Annotated in this window: 19 protein-coding genes; 8 read left to right on the forward strand and 11 right to left on the reverse strand. The window is 74.7% G+C overall.

What is annotated here, in order from left to right; genetic code table 11:
* Positions 1–78: 78 nt before the first annotated feature.
* Complete coding sequence (locus tag ACFWN3_RS03055; protein ID WP_377643317.1) at positions 79–612, forward strand: SigE family RNA polymerase sigma factor; 534 nt, start codon at positions 79–81, stop codon at positions 610–612.
* Complete coding sequence (locus ACFWN3_RS03060) at positions 609–1,688, forward strand: Gmad2 immunoglobulin-like domain-containing protein (RefSeq protein ID WP_377643319.1); 1,080 nt, start codon at positions 609–611, stop codon at positions 1,686–1,688. The genes ACFWN3_RS03055 and ACFWN3_RS03060 overlap by 4 nt, the downstream gene beginning before the upstream one ends.
* A 3-nt stretch (positions 1,689–1,691) precedes the next feature.
* Here the strand turns inward: ACFWN3_RS03060 and ACFWN3_RS03065 are convergent, their stop codons facing one another.
* The 3 genes from ACFWN3_RS03065 to hrcA all read right to left on the reverse strand — a co-directional run bounded on the left by ACFWN3_RS03065 (position 1,692) and on the right by hrcA (position 4,710).
* Complete coding sequence (locus ACFWN3_RS03065; RefSeq protein WP_377643320.1) at positions 1,692–2,435, reverse strand: 16S rRNA (uracil(1498)-N(3))-methyltransferase; 744 nt, start codon at positions 2,433–2,435, stop codon at positions 1,692–1,694.
* 33 nt (positions 2,436–2,468) lie between these two features.
* Complete coding sequence (gene dnaJ, locus ACFWN3_RS03070; RefSeq protein ID WP_377643322.1) at positions 2,469–3,596, reverse strand: molecular chaperone DnaJ; 1,128 nt, start codon at positions 3,594–3,596, stop codon at positions 2,469–2,471.
* Positions 3,597–3,678: 82 nt separating this feature from the next.
* Positions 3,679–4,710, reverse strand: a complete 1,032-nt coding sequence (hrcA, locus tag ACFWN3_RS03075; protein WP_377643324.1) for a heat-inducible transcriptional repressor HrcA — start codon at positions 4,708–4,710, stop codon at positions 3,679–3,681.
* Positions 4,711–4,853: 143 nt separating this feature from the next.
* On the opposite strand from hrcA, the gene ACFWN3_RS03080 reads away from it, so the two are divergent.
* Positions 4,854–5,735 carry a DUF3097 domain-containing protein gene (locus ACFWN3_RS03080; RefSeq protein ID WP_377643326.1) on the forward strand — a complete coding sequence of 294 codons (882 nt, stop codon included), beginning with the start codon at positions 4,854–4,856 and terminating at the stop codon, positions 5,733–5,735.
* Between the two features lie 10 nt (positions 5,736–5,745).
* Here the strand turns inward: ACFWN3_RS03080 and ACFWN3_RS03085 are convergent, their stop codons facing one another.
* Positions 5,746–6,063 carry a TfoX/Sxy family protein gene (locus tag ACFWN3_RS03085; RefSeq protein WP_377643327.1) on the reverse strand — a complete coding sequence of 106 codons (318 nt, stop codon included), beginning with the start codon at positions 6,061–6,063 and terminating at the stop codon, positions 5,746–5,748.
* A gap of 162 nt (positions 6,064–6,225) precedes the next feature.
* Here ACFWN3_RS03085 and ACFWN3_RS03090 point away from each other — a divergent pair, with 162 nt between their 5' ends.
* The gene (locus tag ACFWN3_RS03090) at positions 6,226–6,828 is read left to right on the forward strand and encodes a DUF4870 domain-containing protein (RefSeq protein WP_377643329.1); all 603 of its coding nucleotides are present in this window, start codon (positions 6,226–6,228) and stop codon (positions 6,826–6,828) included.
* A gap of 4 nt (positions 6,829–6,832) precedes the next feature.
* On the opposite strand, the gene hemW is transcribed toward ACFWN3_RS03090, so the two are convergent.
* A complete protein-coding gene (gene hemW / locus ACFWN3_RS03095) occupies positions 6,833–8,053 on the reverse strand; it encodes a radical SAM family heme chaperone HemW (protein ID WP_377643330.1) in 1,221 nt (406 codons plus the stop codon).
* Positions 8,054–8,262: 209 nt separating this feature from the next.
* Between hemW and ACFWN3_RS03100 the strand changes: the two genes are divergently transcribed.
* Positions 8,263–9,042 (forward strand): tyrosine-protein phosphatase, encoded by a 780-nt coding sequence (locus tag ACFWN3_RS03100; RefSeq protein WP_377643332.1) that lies wholly within the window; start codon positions 8,263–8,265, stop codon positions 9,040–9,042.
* 30 nt (positions 9,043–9,072) lie between these two features.
* Here ACFWN3_RS03100 and ACFWN3_RS03105 read toward each other — a convergent pair whose 3' ends face one another.
* On the reverse strand, positions 9,073–9,537 hold the full coding sequence (locus ACFWN3_RS03105) for a hotdog fold domain-containing protein (protein WP_377643334.1): 465 nt from the start codon (positions 9,535–9,537) through the stop codon (positions 9,073–9,075).
* 48 nt (positions 9,538–9,585) lie between these two features.
* On the opposite strand from ACFWN3_RS03105, the gene ACFWN3_RS03110 reads away from it, so the two are divergent.
* Positions 9,586–10,158 carry an NUDIX hydrolase gene (locus tag ACFWN3_RS03110; protein WP_377643335.1) on the forward strand — a complete coding sequence of 191 codons (573 nt, stop codon included), beginning with the start codon at positions 9,586–9,588 and terminating at the stop codon, positions 10,156–10,158.
* Between the two features lie 53 nt (positions 10,159–10,211).
* Positions 10,212–10,784, forward strand: coding sequence for a DinB family protein (locus ACFWN3_RS03115; protein ID WP_377643336.1), 573 nt, complete (start codon positions 10,212–10,214; stop codon positions 10,782–10,784).
* Positions 10,785–10,805: 21 nt separating this feature from the next.
* Here ACFWN3_RS03115 and lepA read toward each other — a convergent pair whose 3' ends face one another.
* The 4 genes from lepA to ACFWN3_RS03135 form a co-directional block, all read right to left on the reverse strand.
* Entirely contained in the window at positions 10,806–12,662 is a 1,857-nt protein-coding gene (lepA, locus tag ACFWN3_RS03120) for a translation elongation factor 4 (protein ID WP_377643338.1), read from the reverse strand.
* Positions 12,663–12,795: 133 nt separating this feature from the next.
* Positions 12,796–13,833 (reverse strand): ABC transporter ATP-binding protein, encoded by a 1,038-nt coding sequence (locus ACFWN3_RS03125; protein WP_377643340.1) that lies wholly within the window; start codon positions 13,831–13,833, stop codon positions 12,796–12,798.
* Entirely contained in the window at positions 13,830–15,398 is a 1,569-nt protein-coding gene (locus ACFWN3_RS03130; RefSeq protein WP_377643342.1) for an ABC transporter permease, read from the reverse strand. The genes ACFWN3_RS03125 and ACFWN3_RS03130 overlap by 4 nt, the downstream gene beginning before the upstream one ends.
* Positions 15,399–15,418: 20 nt before the next feature.
* Entirely contained in the window at positions 15,419–16,450 is a 1,032-nt protein-coding gene (locus ACFWN3_RS03135) for an extracellular solute-binding protein (protein WP_377643344.1), read from the reverse strand.
* Positions 16,451–16,542: 92 nt separating this feature from the next.
* Between ACFWN3_RS03135 and ACFWN3_RS03140 the strand changes: the two genes are divergently transcribed.
* Positions 16,543–17,118, forward strand: a complete 576-nt coding sequence (locus ACFWN3_RS03140) for a type II toxin-antitoxin system PemK/MazF family toxin (protein WP_377643346.1) — start codon at positions 16,543–16,545, stop codon at positions 17,116–17,118.
* Positions 17,119–17,191: 73 nt separating this feature from the next.
* On the opposite strand, the gene rpsT is transcribed toward ACFWN3_RS03140, so the two are convergent.
* Positions 17,192–17,452 carry a 30S ribosomal protein S20 gene (gene rpsT / locus ACFWN3_RS03145; RefSeq protein ID WP_377643348.1) on the reverse strand — a complete coding sequence of 87 codons (261 nt, stop codon included), beginning with the start codon at positions 17,450–17,452 and terminating at the stop codon, positions 17,192–17,194.
* Positions 17,453–17,547: the final 95 nt, after the last annotated feature.

The raw sequence follows: 17,547 nt of genomic DNA on the forward strand, positions 1-17,547 counted from the left end.
CGAATCTATGACGCGGTCCTCCACGCCGGTCAACCGAACCGGTGACCTGCGCGTCCTCCACGCATGACAATGGCCACCATGGGCGAGCTGCGCACCCCGCGCTCGGCCGACGACGCGGTCACCGAGCTCTACGCGGCGCACTGGCAGCCGCTCGTCCGCCTCGCCTGGCTGCTGCTCCACGACGCCGGTGAGGCCGAGGAGGTCGTCCAGGACGCGTTCGTCGCGCTGCACGCCCACTGGGGCGGCCTGCGCGAGCACGCCGCCGCCGCCGCGTACCTGCGCCGGGCCGTCCTCAACGGCGCTCGCTCGGCGCTGCGCCACCGCGGGGTCGAGGAGCGCTGGGCGGCATCCGTGCGTGGCGGTCAGGACGACCCGACCCGCCGGACGGCGGCCAGCGCCGAGGACAGCGCCGTCGCGGGACTCTCCCGCGAGACGCTCCTCGCCGCCCTCGCCCGGCTCCCCGCGCGCCAGCGCGAGGTGCTCGTCCTGCGCTACTACCTCGACCTCGGGGAGGCGCAGATCGCCGAGGCCCTCGACATCTCGCCCGGATCGGTGAAGACGCACGCCAGCCGGGGCCTGGCGACCCTGCGCGGCGGGACGGAGTGGACATGACCGACGACGACCGCACGGCACTGTCCCTCCGGGAGGCGCTCGACGCTCGCGCCGCCCGCATCGAGCCCGGCGACCGGCTCGAGGACATCCTCGCGCGGACGCGACCCGTGCCGGGGTCGTCCTCCCTCCGCTGGTGGGTCCCGCTGACCGCTGCTGCCGCCGCGCTGGCGGTCGTCGCCGGAGTGTGGCTCGGCCTTCCCGACCGCGAGGAGCCGGTGCCGGGCGGGTCCCCCACGGCCGCGCCGTCCCCCACGACCGGGTCGCCGACGACGGCCCCGTCGAGCCCGGTGCCGTCCCCGACGCCGTCGGCCACCGCCACCGGGGCCCTGGCCGCGCTGCCGGTGTACTACCCCGCCCCGGTCGGCGACGACGCCCGCATGGTGCGCCTGTACCGCGAGTGGCTCACCGTGGCCGGCGTGACCCGCACCGCCCCTGAGCAGGTGCGGGCCCGCGCGGCCGTGGACCTCGCCATGGGGTCGGTGCCGGCGGGGACCGACGGGTACCTCGAGGCGTGGCGTGGCGTCGACCTCGTCGACCTCGCCGTGACCTCCAGCCGCATCACCATCACCCTCTCCGCGCCCGGCACGACGAGCCTGCCCGAGGACACCGAGCGGGTGGCGGTCCAGCAGCTCGTGTGGACCGCGCAGGCGGCCGTGGGGCGGGGCAACCTGCCCGTGCGCTTCGTCCTTCGCGACGGCTCCGACGCCCTCTTCGGGACCCAGCCCGTGGACCGCACGTACCTGCGACCCGCGTCGCGCGACGAGCTCCACGAGGACCTGGCGCCGATCTGGGTCACCTCCCCCACGCGGGGGCAGGTGCTCCCGGCCGGGCGGGTGACCGTGCGCGGTGAGGCCTGCGTGTTCGAGGCGACCGTCTCGTGGCAGCTCCTGCGCGGGGGCGAGGTCGTCGACGAGGGGTTCGTCACGGCATCGGTCGGGGCGCCCGACCGGGGCACCTTCGAGATCCCGCTCGGCACCCTGCGGGCCGGCTCGTACGCGGTGCGGGTCTACGAGCCGAGCGCGCAGGACGGCAGGACGGTGTCGGCCGAGACGATGATGCCGTTCACCGTCCGCTGACCCTCAGCGCCAGCGCGAGGCGGCGCTGAGGACGGCGAGCGCCGCGGGCCCCGCGCTCGAGGACCGGAGGACCGTCGAGCCGAGCCGGACCGCGGTCGCCCCCGCGGCGACGAGGGCGTCGAGCTCGTCGGGCGCGATCCCGCCCTCGGGGCCGACGACGACGAGGACGTCCCCCTCCGGGGGGAGCTCGACGGTGGCGAGGGGCGTCGTCGCGTCCTCGTGGAGGACGAGCACGAGGGCGGCCGAGGGGACGCGGCGGACGAGCTCGGCGGTGCTCGAGGTCGGGCCGAGGAGCGGGTGGCGGGTGCGGCGCGACTGCTTCGTCGCGGCGAGGAGGACGGCCTCCCACTTGCGACGGGCCTTCTCGCCGCGCTCCCCGCGCCACTGGACGACGCTGCGCGAGGCCTGCCACGGCACGACCTCGTCGACCCCGAGCTCGGTGGCCGCCTCGACCGCCTGGTCGTCGCGGTCGTTCTTGGCCAGGGCCTGCACGAGGACGAGGCGCGGGCTGGGCTCGGGGTCGGTGGCGACCGTCACGACCCGCACGTCGAGGGTGCCCCGGCCGACCGCCACGACCTCGGCCTCGACCCGCAGCCCGGCCCCGTCGGTGAGGAGCAGGTGCTCGCCGACGCGGGTGCGGCGCACCGTGGCCGCGTGGCGCCCCTCGGGCCCGTCGACGACGACGGTTGCGCCCGGGCCGCGGCCGGCGAGCACCTCGGCGGGCAGGAGGTGGAGCGGCAGCGTCATCGGGGCGGGGTCGTCATCGGGCCGGATCTCGGCTCAGCGGGTCTTGAAGGCGTCGCGCAGCTTGCCGAACAGCCCGCCCTCGGCCGGGTTGGTGACCTTGGCCTCGGGCCGCTCCTCACCCCGGGCCTTCGCGAGCTGGCGGAGCAGCTCCTCCTGCTCGGCGTCGAGGCGGGTGGGGGTCTGCACCATCTGGTGGACGATGACGTCGCCTCGCCCGGTGCCGCGCAGGTGGGTGACGCCGAGCCCGCGCAGGGTGATGGTGTCGCCGGACTGCGAGCCGCGGCGCACCTCGAGCTCCTGGCTGCCGTCGAAGGTCTCGATGGCGAGGGTGGCGCCGAGGGCCGCGGCCGTCATCGGGACCTCGACCGTCGCGTGGAGGTCGTCGCCGCGCCGCTGGAACACCGGGTGGCGGTCGACGGACACCTCGACGTAGAGGTCGCCGGCCGGGCCGGCCCCGGGGCCGACCTCGCCCTCGCCCGCGAGCTGGATCCGGGTGCCGGTGTCGACGCCGGCGGGGACCTTGAGGGTGAGGGTGCGGCGGGTGCGGACCCGGCCGTCGCCCGAGCAGTCGTAGCAGGGGTCGGTGATGATCTCGCCGAAGCCCTGGCAGGTCATGCACGGCCGGGTCGTCATGACCTGCCCGAGGAAGCTGCGCTGCACCTGCTGGATCTCGCCGCGGCCGTTGCACACGTCGCACGTGCGGGTGGAGGTCCCCGGACGCATGCCGGCGCCCTCGCACGTCTGGCACCCGACGGCGGTCTCGATCGTCAGGTCCTTCTGCGCCCCGAAGACGGCGTCGCCGAGGTCGATGTCGAGGCGGACGAGGGCGTCCTGCCCGCGGCCCATCCGCGAGCGCGGCCCGCGGCCCGCGCCGGCGCCCTGGGGGCCGAAGAAGGCGTCCATGATGTCGCTGAACGAGAACCCCTGGCCGAAGCCGGCGGCACCGGCGGCGTAGGGGTCGGAGCCCATGTCGTAGGAGCGCTTCTTGTCGGCGTCGGAGAGCACGTCGTAGGCCTGCGAGACCTTCTTGAACTGCTCCTCGGCCTCGGCGCCGGGGTTGACGTCGGGGTGGAGGCGCCGCGCGGCCTTGCGGTAGGCGCGCTTGATGTCCTCCGGGCTCGCGTCACGGGCGACCCCGAGGTCGGCGTAGTAGTCGTTCACGGGTGGGAGGTCCTCCGGACGGGGTGGTGGTCGGGGGCGGGGCGGGTGGCCGGGGTGCCGGCCGCGGGGGTGCGGGGGGCGGTCACTCGGCGAGGATCCGCGAGACGTAGGTGGCGACGGCGCGCACCGCGGCCATCGTCGTGGGGTAGTCCATGCGCGTCGGGCCGACGACCCCCAGTCCGGCGACGAGGTCGGACCCGGCGCCGTAGCCGGAGGTGACCATCGAGGTCGTGTGCAGCCCGGCGAAGGGGTTCTCGTGGCCGATCCGGACGGCGACGGCGTCGCCCTGCTCGGCGACGGTGCCGAGGAGCTTGAGCAGCACGACGTGCTCCTCGAGGGCCTCGAGGACCGGGCCCAGGCTCGTCGTGAAGTCGGGGCCGACCCGGGCGAGGTTGGCCGTCCCGGCGAGGACGACGCGCTCCTCGCGCTCCTCGACGAGGGAGTCCTGGAGGGCCGTGACGATGGCGCGCACGAGGTCGCGCAGGGCGGGCTCGATCCTCTCGGGGACCGCCCCGAGCTCGGCGGAGGCCTCGGCGAGGGTCCGTCCGCCGATGGCGTGGTTGACCTCGGAGCGCAGCGTCGACAGGGCCTTCTCGCCCTCGGGCGTCAGGAGGTCGGCGCGGACCTCGACGAGCCGCTGCTCGACGCGCCCCGTCGTCGTGATGAGGACGACGAGGAGGCGCCGGTCGCCGATGGGCACGAGCTCGACGTGGCGCACCGAGGAGCGCGAGAGCGACGGGTACTGGACGAGGGCGACCTGCCGGGTCAGCGAGGCGAGGAGGCGCACCGTGCGGTCGACGACGTCGTCGAGGTCGAGGGCGCCCTCGAGGAACTGCCCGATGGCGCGCTGCTCGGCGCCGCTCATCGGCTTGACGGCCGAGAGCCGGTCGACGAAGAGGCGGTAGCCGGCGTCGGTGGGGACGCGCCCGGCGCTCGTGTGCGGCGCCGCGATGAGGCCCTCCTCCTCGAGTGCCGCCATGTCGTTGCGCACGGTGGCGGCCGAGACCCCGAGGTGGTGGCGCTCGAGGAGCGCCTTGGAGCCCACGGGCTCGGAGGTCTGGACGTAGTCCTGGACGATGGCCCGCAGGACGCGCAGGCGTCGGTCCTCGCTCATGGGGCTCACCTCCGAGGTCGACGGGTGGGGGTCTGGCACTCTCGCGCCGGGAGTGCCAATTCTACGGGGTGCCCCCGACGTCGCGCGAACCGCGGCGGCGAGCCACCCGGGCGCGACCCCGGTCGCGGGCTAGCCTCGCCGCCGTGGTGGACAGGTACGGCGGCGACGTCCTCGGAGGCGACTGGCGCGCGCCGAGGCGCGGCCGGTCGGTGGAGCTGGCCGCCGAGCCCGGCACGGTCGTCGAGGACGTCGAGACCGGCTGGGTGGGCGCGGTCGTGCGGGTGGAGAAGGCCGGGGGCATCCACGTCGTCCACCTCGAGGACCGCCGTGGGCGCACCAGGGGCTTCCGGCTCGGGCCGGGCTTCCTCGTCGACGGCTCCCCCGTGACGCTGACCCCGCCGCGGGTCGCGGCGCAGGCGAGGCTCGACGCGGCCCGGGCCGCCGCCTCGCGGACCGCCAGCGGCTCGGTCGCCGTGGCCGGGGCCCGCGCGAAGGTCGCGAGCGGCTCCCGGATCTTCGTCGAGGGCAAGCACGACGCCGAGCTCGTCGAGAAGGTGTGGGGCGCCGACCTGCGGGTCGAGGGCGTCGTCGTCGAGATGCTCGACGGCGTCGACGACCTCGCCGGCGCGATCCGGGACTTCGCACCGTCGCGCGAGCGCCGGATGGGCGTGCTCGTCGACCACCTCGTGCCGGGCAGCAAGGAGACCCGCGTCGTCGAGGAGGCCCGCCGGCTCCGCCCGTTCGCCGAGCACGTCCTCGTCGTCGGCCACCCCTACGTCGACGTCTGGCAGTCGGTGAAGCCGGGGCGTCTCGGGATGGACGCCTGGCCCGTCGTCCCGCGCGGCACGTCGTGGAAGCACGGGATCTGCGCCCACCTCGGGTGGCCGCACGCGACCCAGACCGACCTCGCGATGGCGTGGCGCCGCGTCCTCGGCAGCGTCGGCTCGTGGACCGACCTCGAGCCCGAGCTGCTCGGCCGCGTCGAGGAGCTCATCGACTTCGTGACGGCACCCACCCGGGGCTGACCGTCGTCCCCTACGGCCGGGAGGCGCCCACCGCGGCCCGCGCGGCGGCGACGCCGAGGTCGAGCCACTCGCGCAGCGCGTCGTCGTGGCCGAGGACGTCGGGGGCGACGCTGACCCAGCCGCGGCTGGCCCGCCCGCCCATGACCATGGGGTGGACGCCCTCGGTCGCCAGGAGGTCGTCCTGCTGCTCGGCGCCCACCCGCACGAGCAGCCCGCGGGCGCTCACCGAACAGGCCAGCGCCCCGTCGACCATGAAGCCGACGCCCCCGAACATCCGCTTCTCCTCGGCCGGGGGCAGGGCGGCGCGCACGCGCTCGAGCAGCTCCATCGGCCCAGTCTGGCGGGCGCTGCCGACACCGGGGGCGCGAATCGTCGGGGTCGCCCCTGACCGGACCCTGAGCACGACCCCGGCGCTCCCCCGGAACGGGATCTCCTCGAGGTCCGCACGGTGTTGGATGGATGACAGACCCACCCGATGTCAGGAGCACCGATGAGTGACACGACCCCTCGCCCCGCCGAGGACCCCACCGACCCCACCGCCTCGCCCGCCGACGAGCCGCTCGTCGCGGACACCACCGAGCAGCCGCCCGTCCCGCCGGCGCCCCAGCCGGCCCGGGCGGAGCAGCCCCCGGCCCCGGCGTACGCGGTCCCGCCGCAGCAGCCGTACCCGCAGGTCCCGCCGCCGGCCTACGCCCAGCAGCCCCCGGCGTACGTGCCGCCGCAGCAGCCCCCGCTCAACCCCAACGAGGAGCGCACCTGGGGCATGCTCAGCCACGTCGTCGGCGGCGCCGCGATGGTGCTCTCGGGCGGCTTCCTCGGCTTCGTCGGCTCGCTCGTCATCTACCTCATGTACAAGGACCGCGGGCCGTTCGTGCGGGCCCACGCGGCGAACTCGCTCAACGTCCAGATCACGGCCGCCATCGGCTTCCTCGTCGGCTGGCTGCTCACCATCACGATCATCGGCGCCATCATCGGCATCCCGATCCTCATCGCGGTCTTCATCTGGGCCGTCGTCGTCCACATCATCGGCGCGGTCAAGGCGAACAATGGTGAGTGGTGGACCCCGCCGATGACGCCCTCGTTCATCAAGTGAGGCGCTAGACCCCGAGGAGGCGGCGCACCACGGCGTCGGCCAGCAGCCGGCCCCGCCGGGTGAGGACGACCCTCCGCTCCCCCACGGCCGCGCGGCCGTCGACCAGCCCGTCAGCGACGAGGCCGGCGACGGCCGTGCGGCCGTTCGCGTCGAGGACGTCGAGCGGCAGCCCCTCCCGCAGCCGGACACCGAGGAGGACCACCTCGTCGCGGCGCTGGTCGGCGGTGAGGGTCTCGCGGCCCGCCGCCGGCGAGCGCCCCTCGGCGAGGGCGGCGGCGTAGGTGCGCGGGTGCTTGACGTTCCACCAGCGGACCCCGCCGACGTGGCTGTGGGCACCGGGCCCGACGCCCCACCAGGGGTCACCGCGCCAGTAGCCCTCGTTGTGGCGGCACCGGGCGGCGTCGTCGCGGGCCCAGTTGCTCACCTCGTACCAGCCGTAGCCGGCGGCCGAGAGCAGCTCGTCGGCGAGCTCGTACTTGTCGGCCTCGTCGTCGCCGTCGGGCATCGGGAGCTCACCGCGGCGCACCTGCACGGCCATCCGGGTGCCCTCCTCGACGACGAGGGCGTACGCCGACACGTGGTCGGGCTCCAGGGCGACGGCGGCCTCGAGGCTGGAGCGCCAGTCGTCGAGGGACTCCCCCGGCGTGCCGTAGATGAGGTCGACGCTCGTCGCCAGGCCCGCGGCCCGGGCCCCCTCGACGGCGGTGGCCACCCGGGCCGGGTCGTGGGTCCGGTCGAGGGTGCGCAGGACGTGCGGGACGACCGACTGCATCCCGATGCTCACCCGCGTGAAGCCGCCCGCGGCCAGCTCGTGGAGGTCGGCGAGGGTCACCGAGTCGGGGTTGGCCTCGGTCGTGACCTCGGCTCCCTCGGCGAGGCCGAACCGGTCGCGGATGCCGGCGACGAGGCGGACGAGGTCGGCCGGCGGCAGGAGGGTCGGGGTGCCGCCGCCGACGAAGACGGTGTGGACCGGGCCCGCGTTCCGGCCGAGGACGGTGGCGGCGAGGTCGAGCTCGGCCAGGGCGGTCGTCGCGAAGTCGTCGGTCGAGGCGCCGGGTCCGAGCTCGCCGAGCGTGTAGGTGTTGAAGTCGCAGTAGCCGCAGCGCACCGAGCAGAACGGGACGTGGAGGTAGACCCCCCACGGCCGTCCCGCCATCGAGGCGAGCGCGGCGTCGGGCAGCCCACCGGACGCGGGCGCGGGGTCGCCGTCGGGCAGTCGGGGCACCCGCCCATTCTCCCCCGCCGCGTCTGTGCCCCTGGCCACCCGGGGAGGGCACCAGGTCCGCTGCACCCCGGATGTGCACACTCCACCCCGGTCCTGAACCCGGGTGAAGCGCACAAGTTCGGGGTGACCCCGAACTTGTGCGACGGGCGGCCGGCGGGCGGGGGTGGGCCTCCGTGGGGCGGTGGAGGGGACCGACCTACGATGACGGGGTGACGGACCGGTGGATCGAGCTCGACGGCCTCGTCAACATGCGTGACCTCGGCGGGCTGCCGACCCGCGACGGGGGCAGCACCACGCCGGGGCGGCTCATCCGCTCCGACAACCTCCAGGACCTCTCCGAAGCCGACGTCTCCCGGCTCGTCGACGAGCTCGGTGTCTCCGACGTCGTCGACCTGCGCACCGGGGCCGAGCTGCACATCGAGGGACCGGGCCCCCTCCGCCGCGTCGAGGCCCTCACCCACCACCACCACTCGCTCATCGACGAGCGCCGCTCGAGCGAGACCGTCGAGGACCTCGGCGAGCGCGCCCTCCCGTGGCGCGACGACGACCCGGTGCGCGACGCCGGCTTCTGGGCCGCGCACTACCTCGGCTACCTCGCCAAGCGACCCGAGGCCGTCGCGGCGGCCCTCGAGGTGGTCGCCGAGGCGCGCGGGGCGGTCGTCGTCCACTGCGCCGCGGGCAAGGACCGCACCGGCACCGTCGTCGCGATGGCCCTCGACGTCGCGGGGGTCCCGCACGACGAGATCGTCGCCGACTACGTGCTGACCGCCGAGCGGATCGACCGGATCATCGCCCGCCTCGCGCCGCGGGAGTCCTACGGGGCCGCGCTGGCCAAGCAGAAGCCCGAGGACCAGCTGCCGCGAGCGGAGTCCATCGAGGCCATCCTCGCCGCGGTGCGGGACGGCTGGGGCGGCGCCGACGGCTGGCTGCGGGCGCACGGCTGGAGCGAGGCCGACGTCGAGCGGCTGCGCACCCGCCTCACCACCTGAGCGCGGCCCTCCGCCCGTCCCCTCCGCCCGTCAGCGGGTCGGCTGCTCGCTGACGTAGATCGTGATCGTGCCCTCGACGACGACGGTGCCGTCCGTGCGCACGGCGCGCACCCGCACCGGGACGTCGCCGACCTCCGCCCAGTCGGCGGGGTCGGTCTCGGCGACGCACAGGAGGTCGGTCGTCGACTTCGCGAGGTACGCCACGGTCATCCCGCGCGGGATCCACCGGCGGCCCGGTGGCGTCGTCGCCTCGGCGAGCAGGCCCATCGCCGCCTCGAGGCCGTTGCAGACGGCGATGGCGTGGACGGTCCCGAGGTGGTTCTGCACGCCCCAGCGCTTGCCGACGACGAGCTCCGCATGGTTCGGGCGGACCTCCCGCACCCGCGGGCGCACCGTGCGGAAGTACGGCGCCTTGAGGGCGAACAGGGCCGAGAAGGCCCTCCGACCCAGAGGACGGGCGGCGAGGCGGCGGTAGAGGGCGTAGGTCTGCGTCACGGGCCCGAGGTTACCCGTCGGTAGCGACGTGGTGGCTAGGGTCGCCGTGTGTCCTCCACCCCACTGCCCGGCCAGCCAGGCTTCGTCGTTCCCGCCCCGCAGGACCGGCCCCGGTTCGAGCGGCGGGCGGTGCGCGTCCTCCTCCTCGACGAGGACGACCGCCTGCTGCTGCTCAAGGACTCCGACCTCGGCCTCGACCCCGTGACGCACTGGTGGTCGACCCCCGGCGGCGGGGTGGACCCGGGCGAGGGCGACGTCGAGGCCGCCGTGCGCGAGCTGCGCGAGGAGACCGGGCTCGTCGTCACCGCGGCCGACGTCGTCGGCCCCTTCCTCGTCCGCGGCGTCCTCCACGGGTACAGCGACAAGGTCGTCGACCAGACCGAGGTGTTCCTCGCCGTGCGCGTGCCCGCGTTCGAGGTCGACACGAGCGGCCACACCGAGGAGGAGCGGCTGACCGTGGCCGACATCCGGTGGTGGGACCTCGAGGACCTCGACGCCACCGACGAGGACGTCTGGCCGCGCGACCTCCCCGACCTCCTCACCCTGTCGACCCGGCCCGAGCGGTGGGCCGACGGCCCGGTGGCCGGCGAGCCGGTCGAGGAGTCGAGCCTGCCCGCCTGAGCGCCAGGGGAACTCGCGCGCACCTGTCGGCGGGGGATGGCAGGGTGGCGGGCATGGACGACACCGAGCCGGCCTGGCGGTACCTGCGCACCCAGCGTGAGGCGGTGCTCTGGAAGGTCGAGGGCCTCTCCGAACGCGACCTGAGGATGCCCCGCACGCCGACGGGCACCAACCTCCTCGGCCTCGTCAAGCACCTCGCCGGCTGCGAGGCGGAGTACTTCGGCGCGTGCCTGGGCCGTCCGTGGCCCGAGCCGTTCGCCTTCTGGGCCGACGACGCGCAGGACAACGACGACATGTGGGCCACCGCCGACGAGTCGCCCGAGCAGGTGCTCGACACCTACCGCCGGGTCATCGCGTTCGCCGACGAGACGGTGGCGCCGCTGGCGCTCGACACCCCGGCGCACGTGCCGTGGTGGCGCACGCCCGAGACCACGGTCGGCGTCCTCCTCGTCCACATGGCCGTCGAGACCGCCCGCCACCTGGGCCACCTCGACATCCTGCGCGAGCAGGCCGACGGCAGCCGCGGCCTGCGCGACGGGATCTCCAACCTCCCCGACGGCGACGAGCAGTGGTGGAGCGACTACGTCGCGACGCTGCGCGACCTCGCCGAGCGCTCCCCCGGCTGACCCTCGCCGGCCGGCGGGAGGCTACTTCTTCGTCGCCTGGGCGCCGGCGCCGTCGGAGGTCAGCGCGGCGATGAAGGCCTCGGGCGGCACCTCGACCGACCCGATGTTCTTCATCCGCTTCTTGCCGGCCTTCTGCTTCTCGAGGAGCTTGCGCTTGCGCGAGATGTCACCGCCGTAGCACTTGGCGAGGACGTCCTTGCGGATGGCGCGGATGTTCTCGCGGGCGATGACCCGGGCGCCGACGGCGGCCTGGATCGGCACCTCGAACTGCTGGCGCGGGATCAGCTCCTTGAGCTTGCCGGCCATCATGACGCCGTAGCCGTAGGCCTTGTCCTTGTGGACGATCGCCGAGAAGGCGTCGACCGTCTCGCCCTGGAGCAGGATGTCGACCTTGACGAGGTCGGCCACCTGCTCGCCGTCGGGCTCGTAGTCGAGGCTGGCGTAGCCGCGGGTGCGCGACTTGAGCTGGTCGAAGAAGTCGAAGACGACCTCGGCCATCGGCAGGGTGTAGCGCATCTCGACGCGCTCCTCGGACAGGTAGTCCATGCCGAGGAGGGTGCCGCGCTTGCCCTGGCACAGCTCCATGATCGCGCCGATGAACTCGCTCGGCGCGAGGATGGTGGCGCGCACCTTGGGCTCGCGGACCTCGGCGACCTTGCCGCCGGGGAACTCGCTGGGGTTGGTGACGACGATCTGCGTGCCGTCGTCCATCGCGACCTCGTAGACGACGTTCGGCTGGGTCGAGATGAGCTCGAGGTCGAACTCGCGCTCGAGGCGCTCGCGGACGATCTCGAGGTGGAGCAGGCCGAGGAAGCCGCAGCGGAAGCCGAAGCCGAGGGCCACCGACGTCTCGGGCTCGTAGACGAGGGCGGCGTCGTTGAGCTTGAGCTTGTCGAGCGCCTCGCGCAGGTCGGGGTAGTCGGACCCGTCGAGCGGGAACAGCCCGGAGAACACCATCGGCTTGGGGTCGCGGTAGCCGCCGAGCGCCGTGGTGGCGGGCTTGCCGGCGTTCGTCACGGTGTCGCCGACCTTGGACTGGCGCACGTCCTTGACGCCGGTGATGAGGTAGCCGACCTCGCCGACGCCCAGGCCCTTGCCGGGCACGGGCTCGGGGCTGATGACGCCGATCTCGAGCAGCTCGTGGTGGGCCCGCGTCGACATCATGACGATGCGCTCGCGCGGGTTGAGGTTGCCGTCGATGACGCGCACGTAGGTGACGACGCCGCGGTAGGTGTCGTAGACCGAGTCGAAGATCATCGCGCGCGCCGGGGCGTTCGCGTCGCCGGTGGGCGCCGGGACCTGGCGGACGATCTCGTCCAGGAGCGGCTCGACGCCCATCCCGGTCTTCCCCGACACCCGGAAGCAGTCCTCGGGCTCGCAGCCGATGAGGTGCGCGAGCTCCTCGGCGTACTTCTCGGGCTGCGCGGCCGGCAGGTCGATCTTGTTGAGCACCGGGATGATCGTCAGCTCGTTCTCCATCGCGAGGTAGAGGTTCGCGAGCGTCTGCGCCTCGATCCCCTGCGCGGCGTCGACGAGGAGGACGGCGCCCTCGCACGCGGCGAGGCTGCGCGACACCTCGTACGTGAAGTCGACGTGGCCCGGGGTGTCGATCATGTTGAGGACGACGGGCTCGCCGGCGACCTCCCACGGCATCCGCACCGCCTGGCTCTTGATGGTGATGCCGCGCTCGCGCTCGATGTCCATCCGGTCGAGGTACTGGGCGCGCATCGCGCGGTCGTCGACGACCCCGGTGATCTGGAGCATCCGGTCGGCCAGGGTCGACTTGCCGTGGTCGATGTGGGCGATGATGCAGAAGTTGCGGATCGCCTCCGGCGGCGTGGCGTGCGGCTGCAGCACGGTGCGGGCGCGGGGGGACACGGGTGCGTGGATTCCTTGCGTGGAGCGGTCAGGGCGGTGGCCCACCAGTCTCCCACGGATCGACGGGCCCCCCGGCACCCACCCGGCGCCGCCGACGGCCCGGACGGGGCCGGTCGGCCCGCCTCGGGGAGGGTCAGGCCTCGTCGGGGAAGAAGTGTCCGGGCCCGGAGACGCCCACCCGGACGGCACCGCGCTCGGGGACCACGCCGACCGTGCGCACCTGGACGACGAGCGGCGCCGCCGCGCCGCCGACCCGGACCCGCACGAGGGCGTCGTGACCGAAGTACTCGCCGCCGACGACCTCACCGGGGGTCCCCTCGGCCGCGTCGGCGGGCAGCAGGCGGAGCTGCTCGGGTCGCAGCATCACGACCCCCGAGCCGGACCCCGGACCGGCGACGGCGAGCCGCCCGAGGGCCGTCGCCGCGACGCCCCCGGCGACGGCGGCCGGCAGCTCGACGACCTGGCCGACGAAGCGCGCGACGCCGAGGGCGACGGGCGAGCGGTACACCGCCTGCGGGGTGTCGTGCATCTGGATCCGCCCGCCGTCGAGGACGGCCACGGTGTCGGCCACCGACAGGGCCTCGTCCTGGTCGTGGGTCACGACGAGGGCGGTGGCGCGCGAGCGCTCCAGCGCCTCGCGCACCTGGGCGCGCACCGACTCGCGCAGCGAGGCGTCCAGGGCGGAGAAGGGCTCGTCGAGGAGGACCAGCGAGGGGTCGGGCGCAAGAGCGCGGGCGAGCGCGACGCGCTGCTGCTGACCGCCCGAGAGCTCGTCGGGGCGGCGCTCCTCGAAACCGGCGAGGCCGACGAGGGCGAGGACCTCCCCCACGCGCGGCGACCGTCGACGCCGACCGCGCGGGAGGCCGAACGCGACGTTCTCGCCGACGCTCAGGTGCGGGAAGAGGGCGCCCTCCTGGGGCACGAGGGCCGTCCCGCGCCGCTCGGGGGCGAGGTGGCGACCCGGGCCGGACACCACGACGTCGCCGATGCGGACCTCCCCGGCGTCGGGGCGCACGAAGCCGGCGACGGCGCGCAGCAGGGTCGTCTTGCCGCAGCCCGACGGCCCGAGGACGGCCGCCACGGTGCCGCTCGGCACCTCGAGGTCGACGCCGCGCAGCACCGGGTGGTCCCCGAGCGTGACGTCGAGGCCGCGGACGGTCAGGGTGCTCATCGGGAGGGTCCTCGGTCGGGGTCGGAGGCGCGCATCAGCCAGATCGTCGGCAGGACGGCGAGGACGACGAGCGCCAGGCCGTAGGGGGCTGCCGCCCCGTACGCTCCCACACCCGTCTCGGTCCACAGGCTGGTGGCCAGGGTGTCGGTCCCCGTCGGGTGGAGGAGGAGGGTCGCGGGGAGCTCCTTCATGCAGGTGAGCAGGACGAGCGCCGTCCCCGCCCCGATGCCGGGCGCCGCGAGGGGAAGGGTGACCCGCCGGAGCACCTCGCCGGGCGTCGCGCCGAGCGAGCGCGCGACCTCCTCGCCACGCACCGAGCTCTGCCCCACCGAGCTGCGCACCGCACCCACCGCGGTCGGGAGGAAGAGCACGACGTACGCGAGGACGAGGAGGGGCACCTCCTGGTAGGCCCACGGCACGACCCGGATCCCGAGGAAGACGAGGGAGAGGGCGACGACGATGCCCGGGAGCGCGTGGCCGGCGTAGGTCACCTGCTCGACGGCGGTCGTGAACCGTCCGCGGTACCGCGCCGCGAGGATGCCGACGGGCACCGCGCCGAGGGCGCACGCGAGGGCCCCGAGGAGGGCGAGCCAGGCCGTGGCGACGACGCTGCGTGCCAGCCGGTCGCCGTCGATGCCCGCGGACAGCCCGGTCGTGAACCAGTAGAGGAGCGAGGCGACGGGGAACGCCAGGGCGAGGCCGACGACGAGGCCCCCGGCCGCGGCGAGCGGGGCCCGGGCGGCGCCGAGCGCGACGGGGTCGGGCCGTCGGGAGACACCCGCACCCACCCGGGGCACGTCGCGCCGGCGGACCCGGTTCTCCCCCACCGAGATCGCGACGGTGAGCAGGACGAGCAGCAGCGCGAGGACGGCCGCGGTCGTGCGGTCGAAGCTCGAGCGGTAGGCACTGTGGATGACCCGGGTGAAGACGTCGTAGCGCAGGATCGACACCGACCCGAAGTCGCTGAGCGTGTACAGCGCCACGAGCAGCCCGCCGGCGGCCGCGGCCGGGCGGACCTGCCGCAGGGTCACCTCGCGGAAGGCCTGCCACGGGGTCCGGCCCAGGCTGCGGGCGACCTCCTCCACCCCGGGATCGGCCCGGCGCAGCGCGGCGAGCACCGGGAGGTAGACGTACGGGTAGCAGCACAGGGTGAGGACGAGGACCGAGCCGAGCAGCCCCGCGACCTCGGGGACCGCCGAGATCCACGCGAACGCGGCGACGTAGCTCGGGACGGCCAGCGGCAGCGGCGCCAGGGCGCCGAGCAGGCGGCGCCCCGGGACGTCGGTGCGCGCGACGAGGAAGGCGAGGCCGACCCCGATGCCGAGGGCGAGGAGGGTGACGAGCGCGACGAGCAGCACGCTGCGCCCGACGAGGGCCGCGGTGCGCTCGCGGAGCACGACGTCGACGACCCGCGCCGGCCCGGCCTCCCCCGCGCGGACGACGAGGTAGGCCAGGGGCAGCAGCGCGAGGACCGCGACGACCACCGCGGGCGCGGTGAGGAACGCCGGAGGTCGGTGGCCGTGCGGACGCCGCGAGGTGCGGGCCGCCGGGTCGGCGGCCCGCACCTCGGGTGGCGTCAGCGTGCTCAGGTCAGCCCCACCTCGTCGAGCAGGGCCAGGGTCGCGTCGAGCGAGTCGAGCTCGTTGAGGTCGATGCTCGCGCCGCGCAGCTCCTCGAGGGGCACGAGGTCGTGCTTGGTCGCCTCGATCCCGGCGACGACCGGGTACTCGGCGGTCTCGTCGGCGAAGTAGCGCTGCCCCTCCTCGGAGAGGAGGAAGTCGACGGCCTTGAGCGCGGCGTCCTTCTGGGGGCTCCCCGCGAGGACGCCCGCGCCGGCGACGTTGACGAGCGCGCCGGGGTCGTCGGAGTTGAGGAAGTGGATCCTGGCCGTGACGCCGGCGGCGCCCTTCTCGGCGACCCGCTCGTACCAGTAGTAGTGGTTGACCAGCCCGAGGGCGACCTGCCCGGAGTCGACGGCGTCGAGCACGAGGATGTTGTTGTCGTAGGCCTTGGGCTCGTTGGCCTTGAACTCCTCGAGCCAGGCCTTCGCCCCGTCCTCGCCCTTGGCGACCCGCAGGGCCGTGACGAACGACTGGAAGCTGGCGTTCGTCGGCGCGTAGCCGACCTTGCCCTTGTACCGCGGGTCGAGGACGGCGTCGACGCTCGTCATCTCCGTGACCTCCGGCGCCTGGGCCGGGTGGTAGGCGATGACGCGGGCCCGCGCCGAGGTGGCCACCCAGTGGCCGCCCTCGTCGGCGAAGCCCTCCTGGACGGCGTCGAGCGTGGCCGGGGGCAGGGTCTCGAGGCGCCCGGCCTTCGCGACGGCGCCGAGCGCGCCGGCGTCCTGGCTGAAGAAGAGGTCGGCCTTGGTCCCGTCGCCCTCCTCGAGGAGCTGGGCGGCGAGCTCGGCGGAGGTGCCGTAGCGGACCTGGACGTCGATGCCGGTGCGCTCCTCGAGCTGCTCGAGGATGCCCTTGACGAGGTTCTCGTTGCGCCCCGAGTAGATGACGAGCGCGTCGTCGGACAGCGGCTCCTCGCCCACGTCGGCACCGCACGCGGCGGTCGTGAGGGCGAGCAGGGCGGCGGCACCCACGGCGAGCGCGCGGCGGAAGGACATGGGGACGACTCCTCGGGAGGGGACCTGACGGGGCCCACGTTATGAGGTAAGCCTTACCTGCGCCAAACGGGTCCCACGTAGGCTCCGGGGCCATGGCCTCCTCCCCCGTGACCCGACGGATCCTGCGCGCGGCGGGCGACGTCCTCCAGGGCTGGCTGCGCGACCGTGGCCGGACCCCCCGGCCGTCGCCGGCGCGACCCGGAGGACGAGGGTCGGCCGGGAGCGTCCCGCGGCGCGCCGACGCCCCGCCCGGGGGCGCGACGGGCTACCCCGGTGACCACACCGGGGCGCTGGACCCGGTGTACGACCCCCACCCCGACGGCGCCCCGGACCCCGGTGAGGTGGTCTGGACCTGGGTCCCGTACGAGGAGGACCACACCCGCGGCAAGGACCGGCCGGTCCTGCTCGTGGGTCGCGACGGCCCGTGGCTGCTGGCCCTCCCGCTGACGAGCAGGGACCACGACCGCGACGCCGCGCAGGAGGCTCGCGAGGGCCGGCTGTGGGTCGACGTCGGCAGCGGCGGGTGGGACCGGCAAGGTCGGCCGAGCGAGGCCCGGGTCGACCGCGTCGTGCGGGTCGACCCCGACGCGGTGCGCCGCGAGGGCGCCGTCCTGTCCGCCGACCGGTTCGCCGTGGTGGCGCAGGCGCTCAGCCGCCGTCGGTCCTGACGTCGCCCCGCCCGGACGCCGACGGGCCCGTCACCACGGAGGTGACGGGCCCGTCGGGGGGGAAGGCGGTCGGTCAGAGACCGTTGGCCTTCTTGGCCATCGCGGACTTCTTGTTCGCGGCCTGGTTCTTGTGGATGACGCCCTTGCTCACGGCCTTGTCGAGCTTGACCGAGGCGGCCTTGAGGGCCTCCCTGGCGTCGTCGGCCTTGCCGGAGTCCACGGCCTCGCGGAACTTGCGGATGGCCGTCTTGAACTCCGAGCGCACCGCCTTGTTGCGCTCGGTCGCCACGCGGTTCGTCTTGATCCGCTTGAGCTGGGACTTGATGTTCGCCACTGGTTCGTCGTCTCTTTCGATGGGGTCGATGTGCCGTTAGAGGGCGGCAGACGCGGGTCGGGACCGGGCGTGGGGCACCCGTGGTTGACCTGCGC

The sequence above is a fragment of the Oryzobacter terrae genome (genome assembly GCF_042756445.1).
Taxonomy (GTDB): Bacteria; Actinomycetota; Actinomycetes; order Actinomycetales; family Dermatophilaceae; genus Oryzobacter; species Oryzobacter terrae.

Bases quoted from the DNA above. Each gene is read 5' to 3' on its own strand.
- ACFWN3_RS03135 (WP_377643344.1), bottom strand. From the start codon at position 16,450: ATGTCCTTCCGCCGCGCGCTCGCCGTGGGTGCCGCCGCCCTGCTCGCC.
- ACFWN3_RS03140 (WP_377643346.1), top strand. From the start codon at position 16,543: ATGGCCTCCTCCCCCGTGACCCGACGGATCCTGCGCGCGGCGGGCGAC.
- ACFWN3_RS03065 (WP_377643320.1), bottom strand. From the start codon at position 2,435: ATGACGCTGCCGCTCCACCTCCTGCCCGCCGAGGTGCTCGCCGGCCGC.
- hrcA (WP_377643324.1), bottom strand. From the start codon at position 4,710: ATGAGCGAGGACCGACGCCTGCGCGTCCTGCGGGCCATCGTCCAGGAC.
- ACFWN3_RS03085 (WP_377643327.1), bottom strand. From the start codon at position 6,063: ATGGAGCTGCTCGAGCGCGTGCGCGCCGCCCTGCCCCCGGCCGAGGAG.
- ACFWN3_RS03125 (WP_377643340.1), bottom strand. From the start codon at position 13,833: ATGAGCACCCTGACCGTCCGCGGCCTCGACGTCACGCTCGGGGACCAC.
- ACFWN3_RS03090 (WP_377643329.1), top strand. From the start codon at position 6,226: ATGAGTGACACGACCCCTCGCCCCGCCGAGGACCCCACCGACCCCACC.
- ACFWN3_RS03055 (WP_377643317.1), top strand. From the start codon at position 79: ATGGGCGAGCTGCGCACCCCGCGCTCGGCCGACGACGCGGTCACCGAG.
- ACFWN3_RS03060 (WP_377643319.1), top strand. From the start codon at position 609: ATGACCGACGACGACCGCACGGCACTGTCCCTCCGGGAGGCGCTCGAC.
- ACFWN3_RS03115 (WP_377643336.1), top strand. From the start codon at position 10,212: ATGGACGACACCGAGCCGGCCTGGCGGTACCTGCGCACCCAGCGTGAG.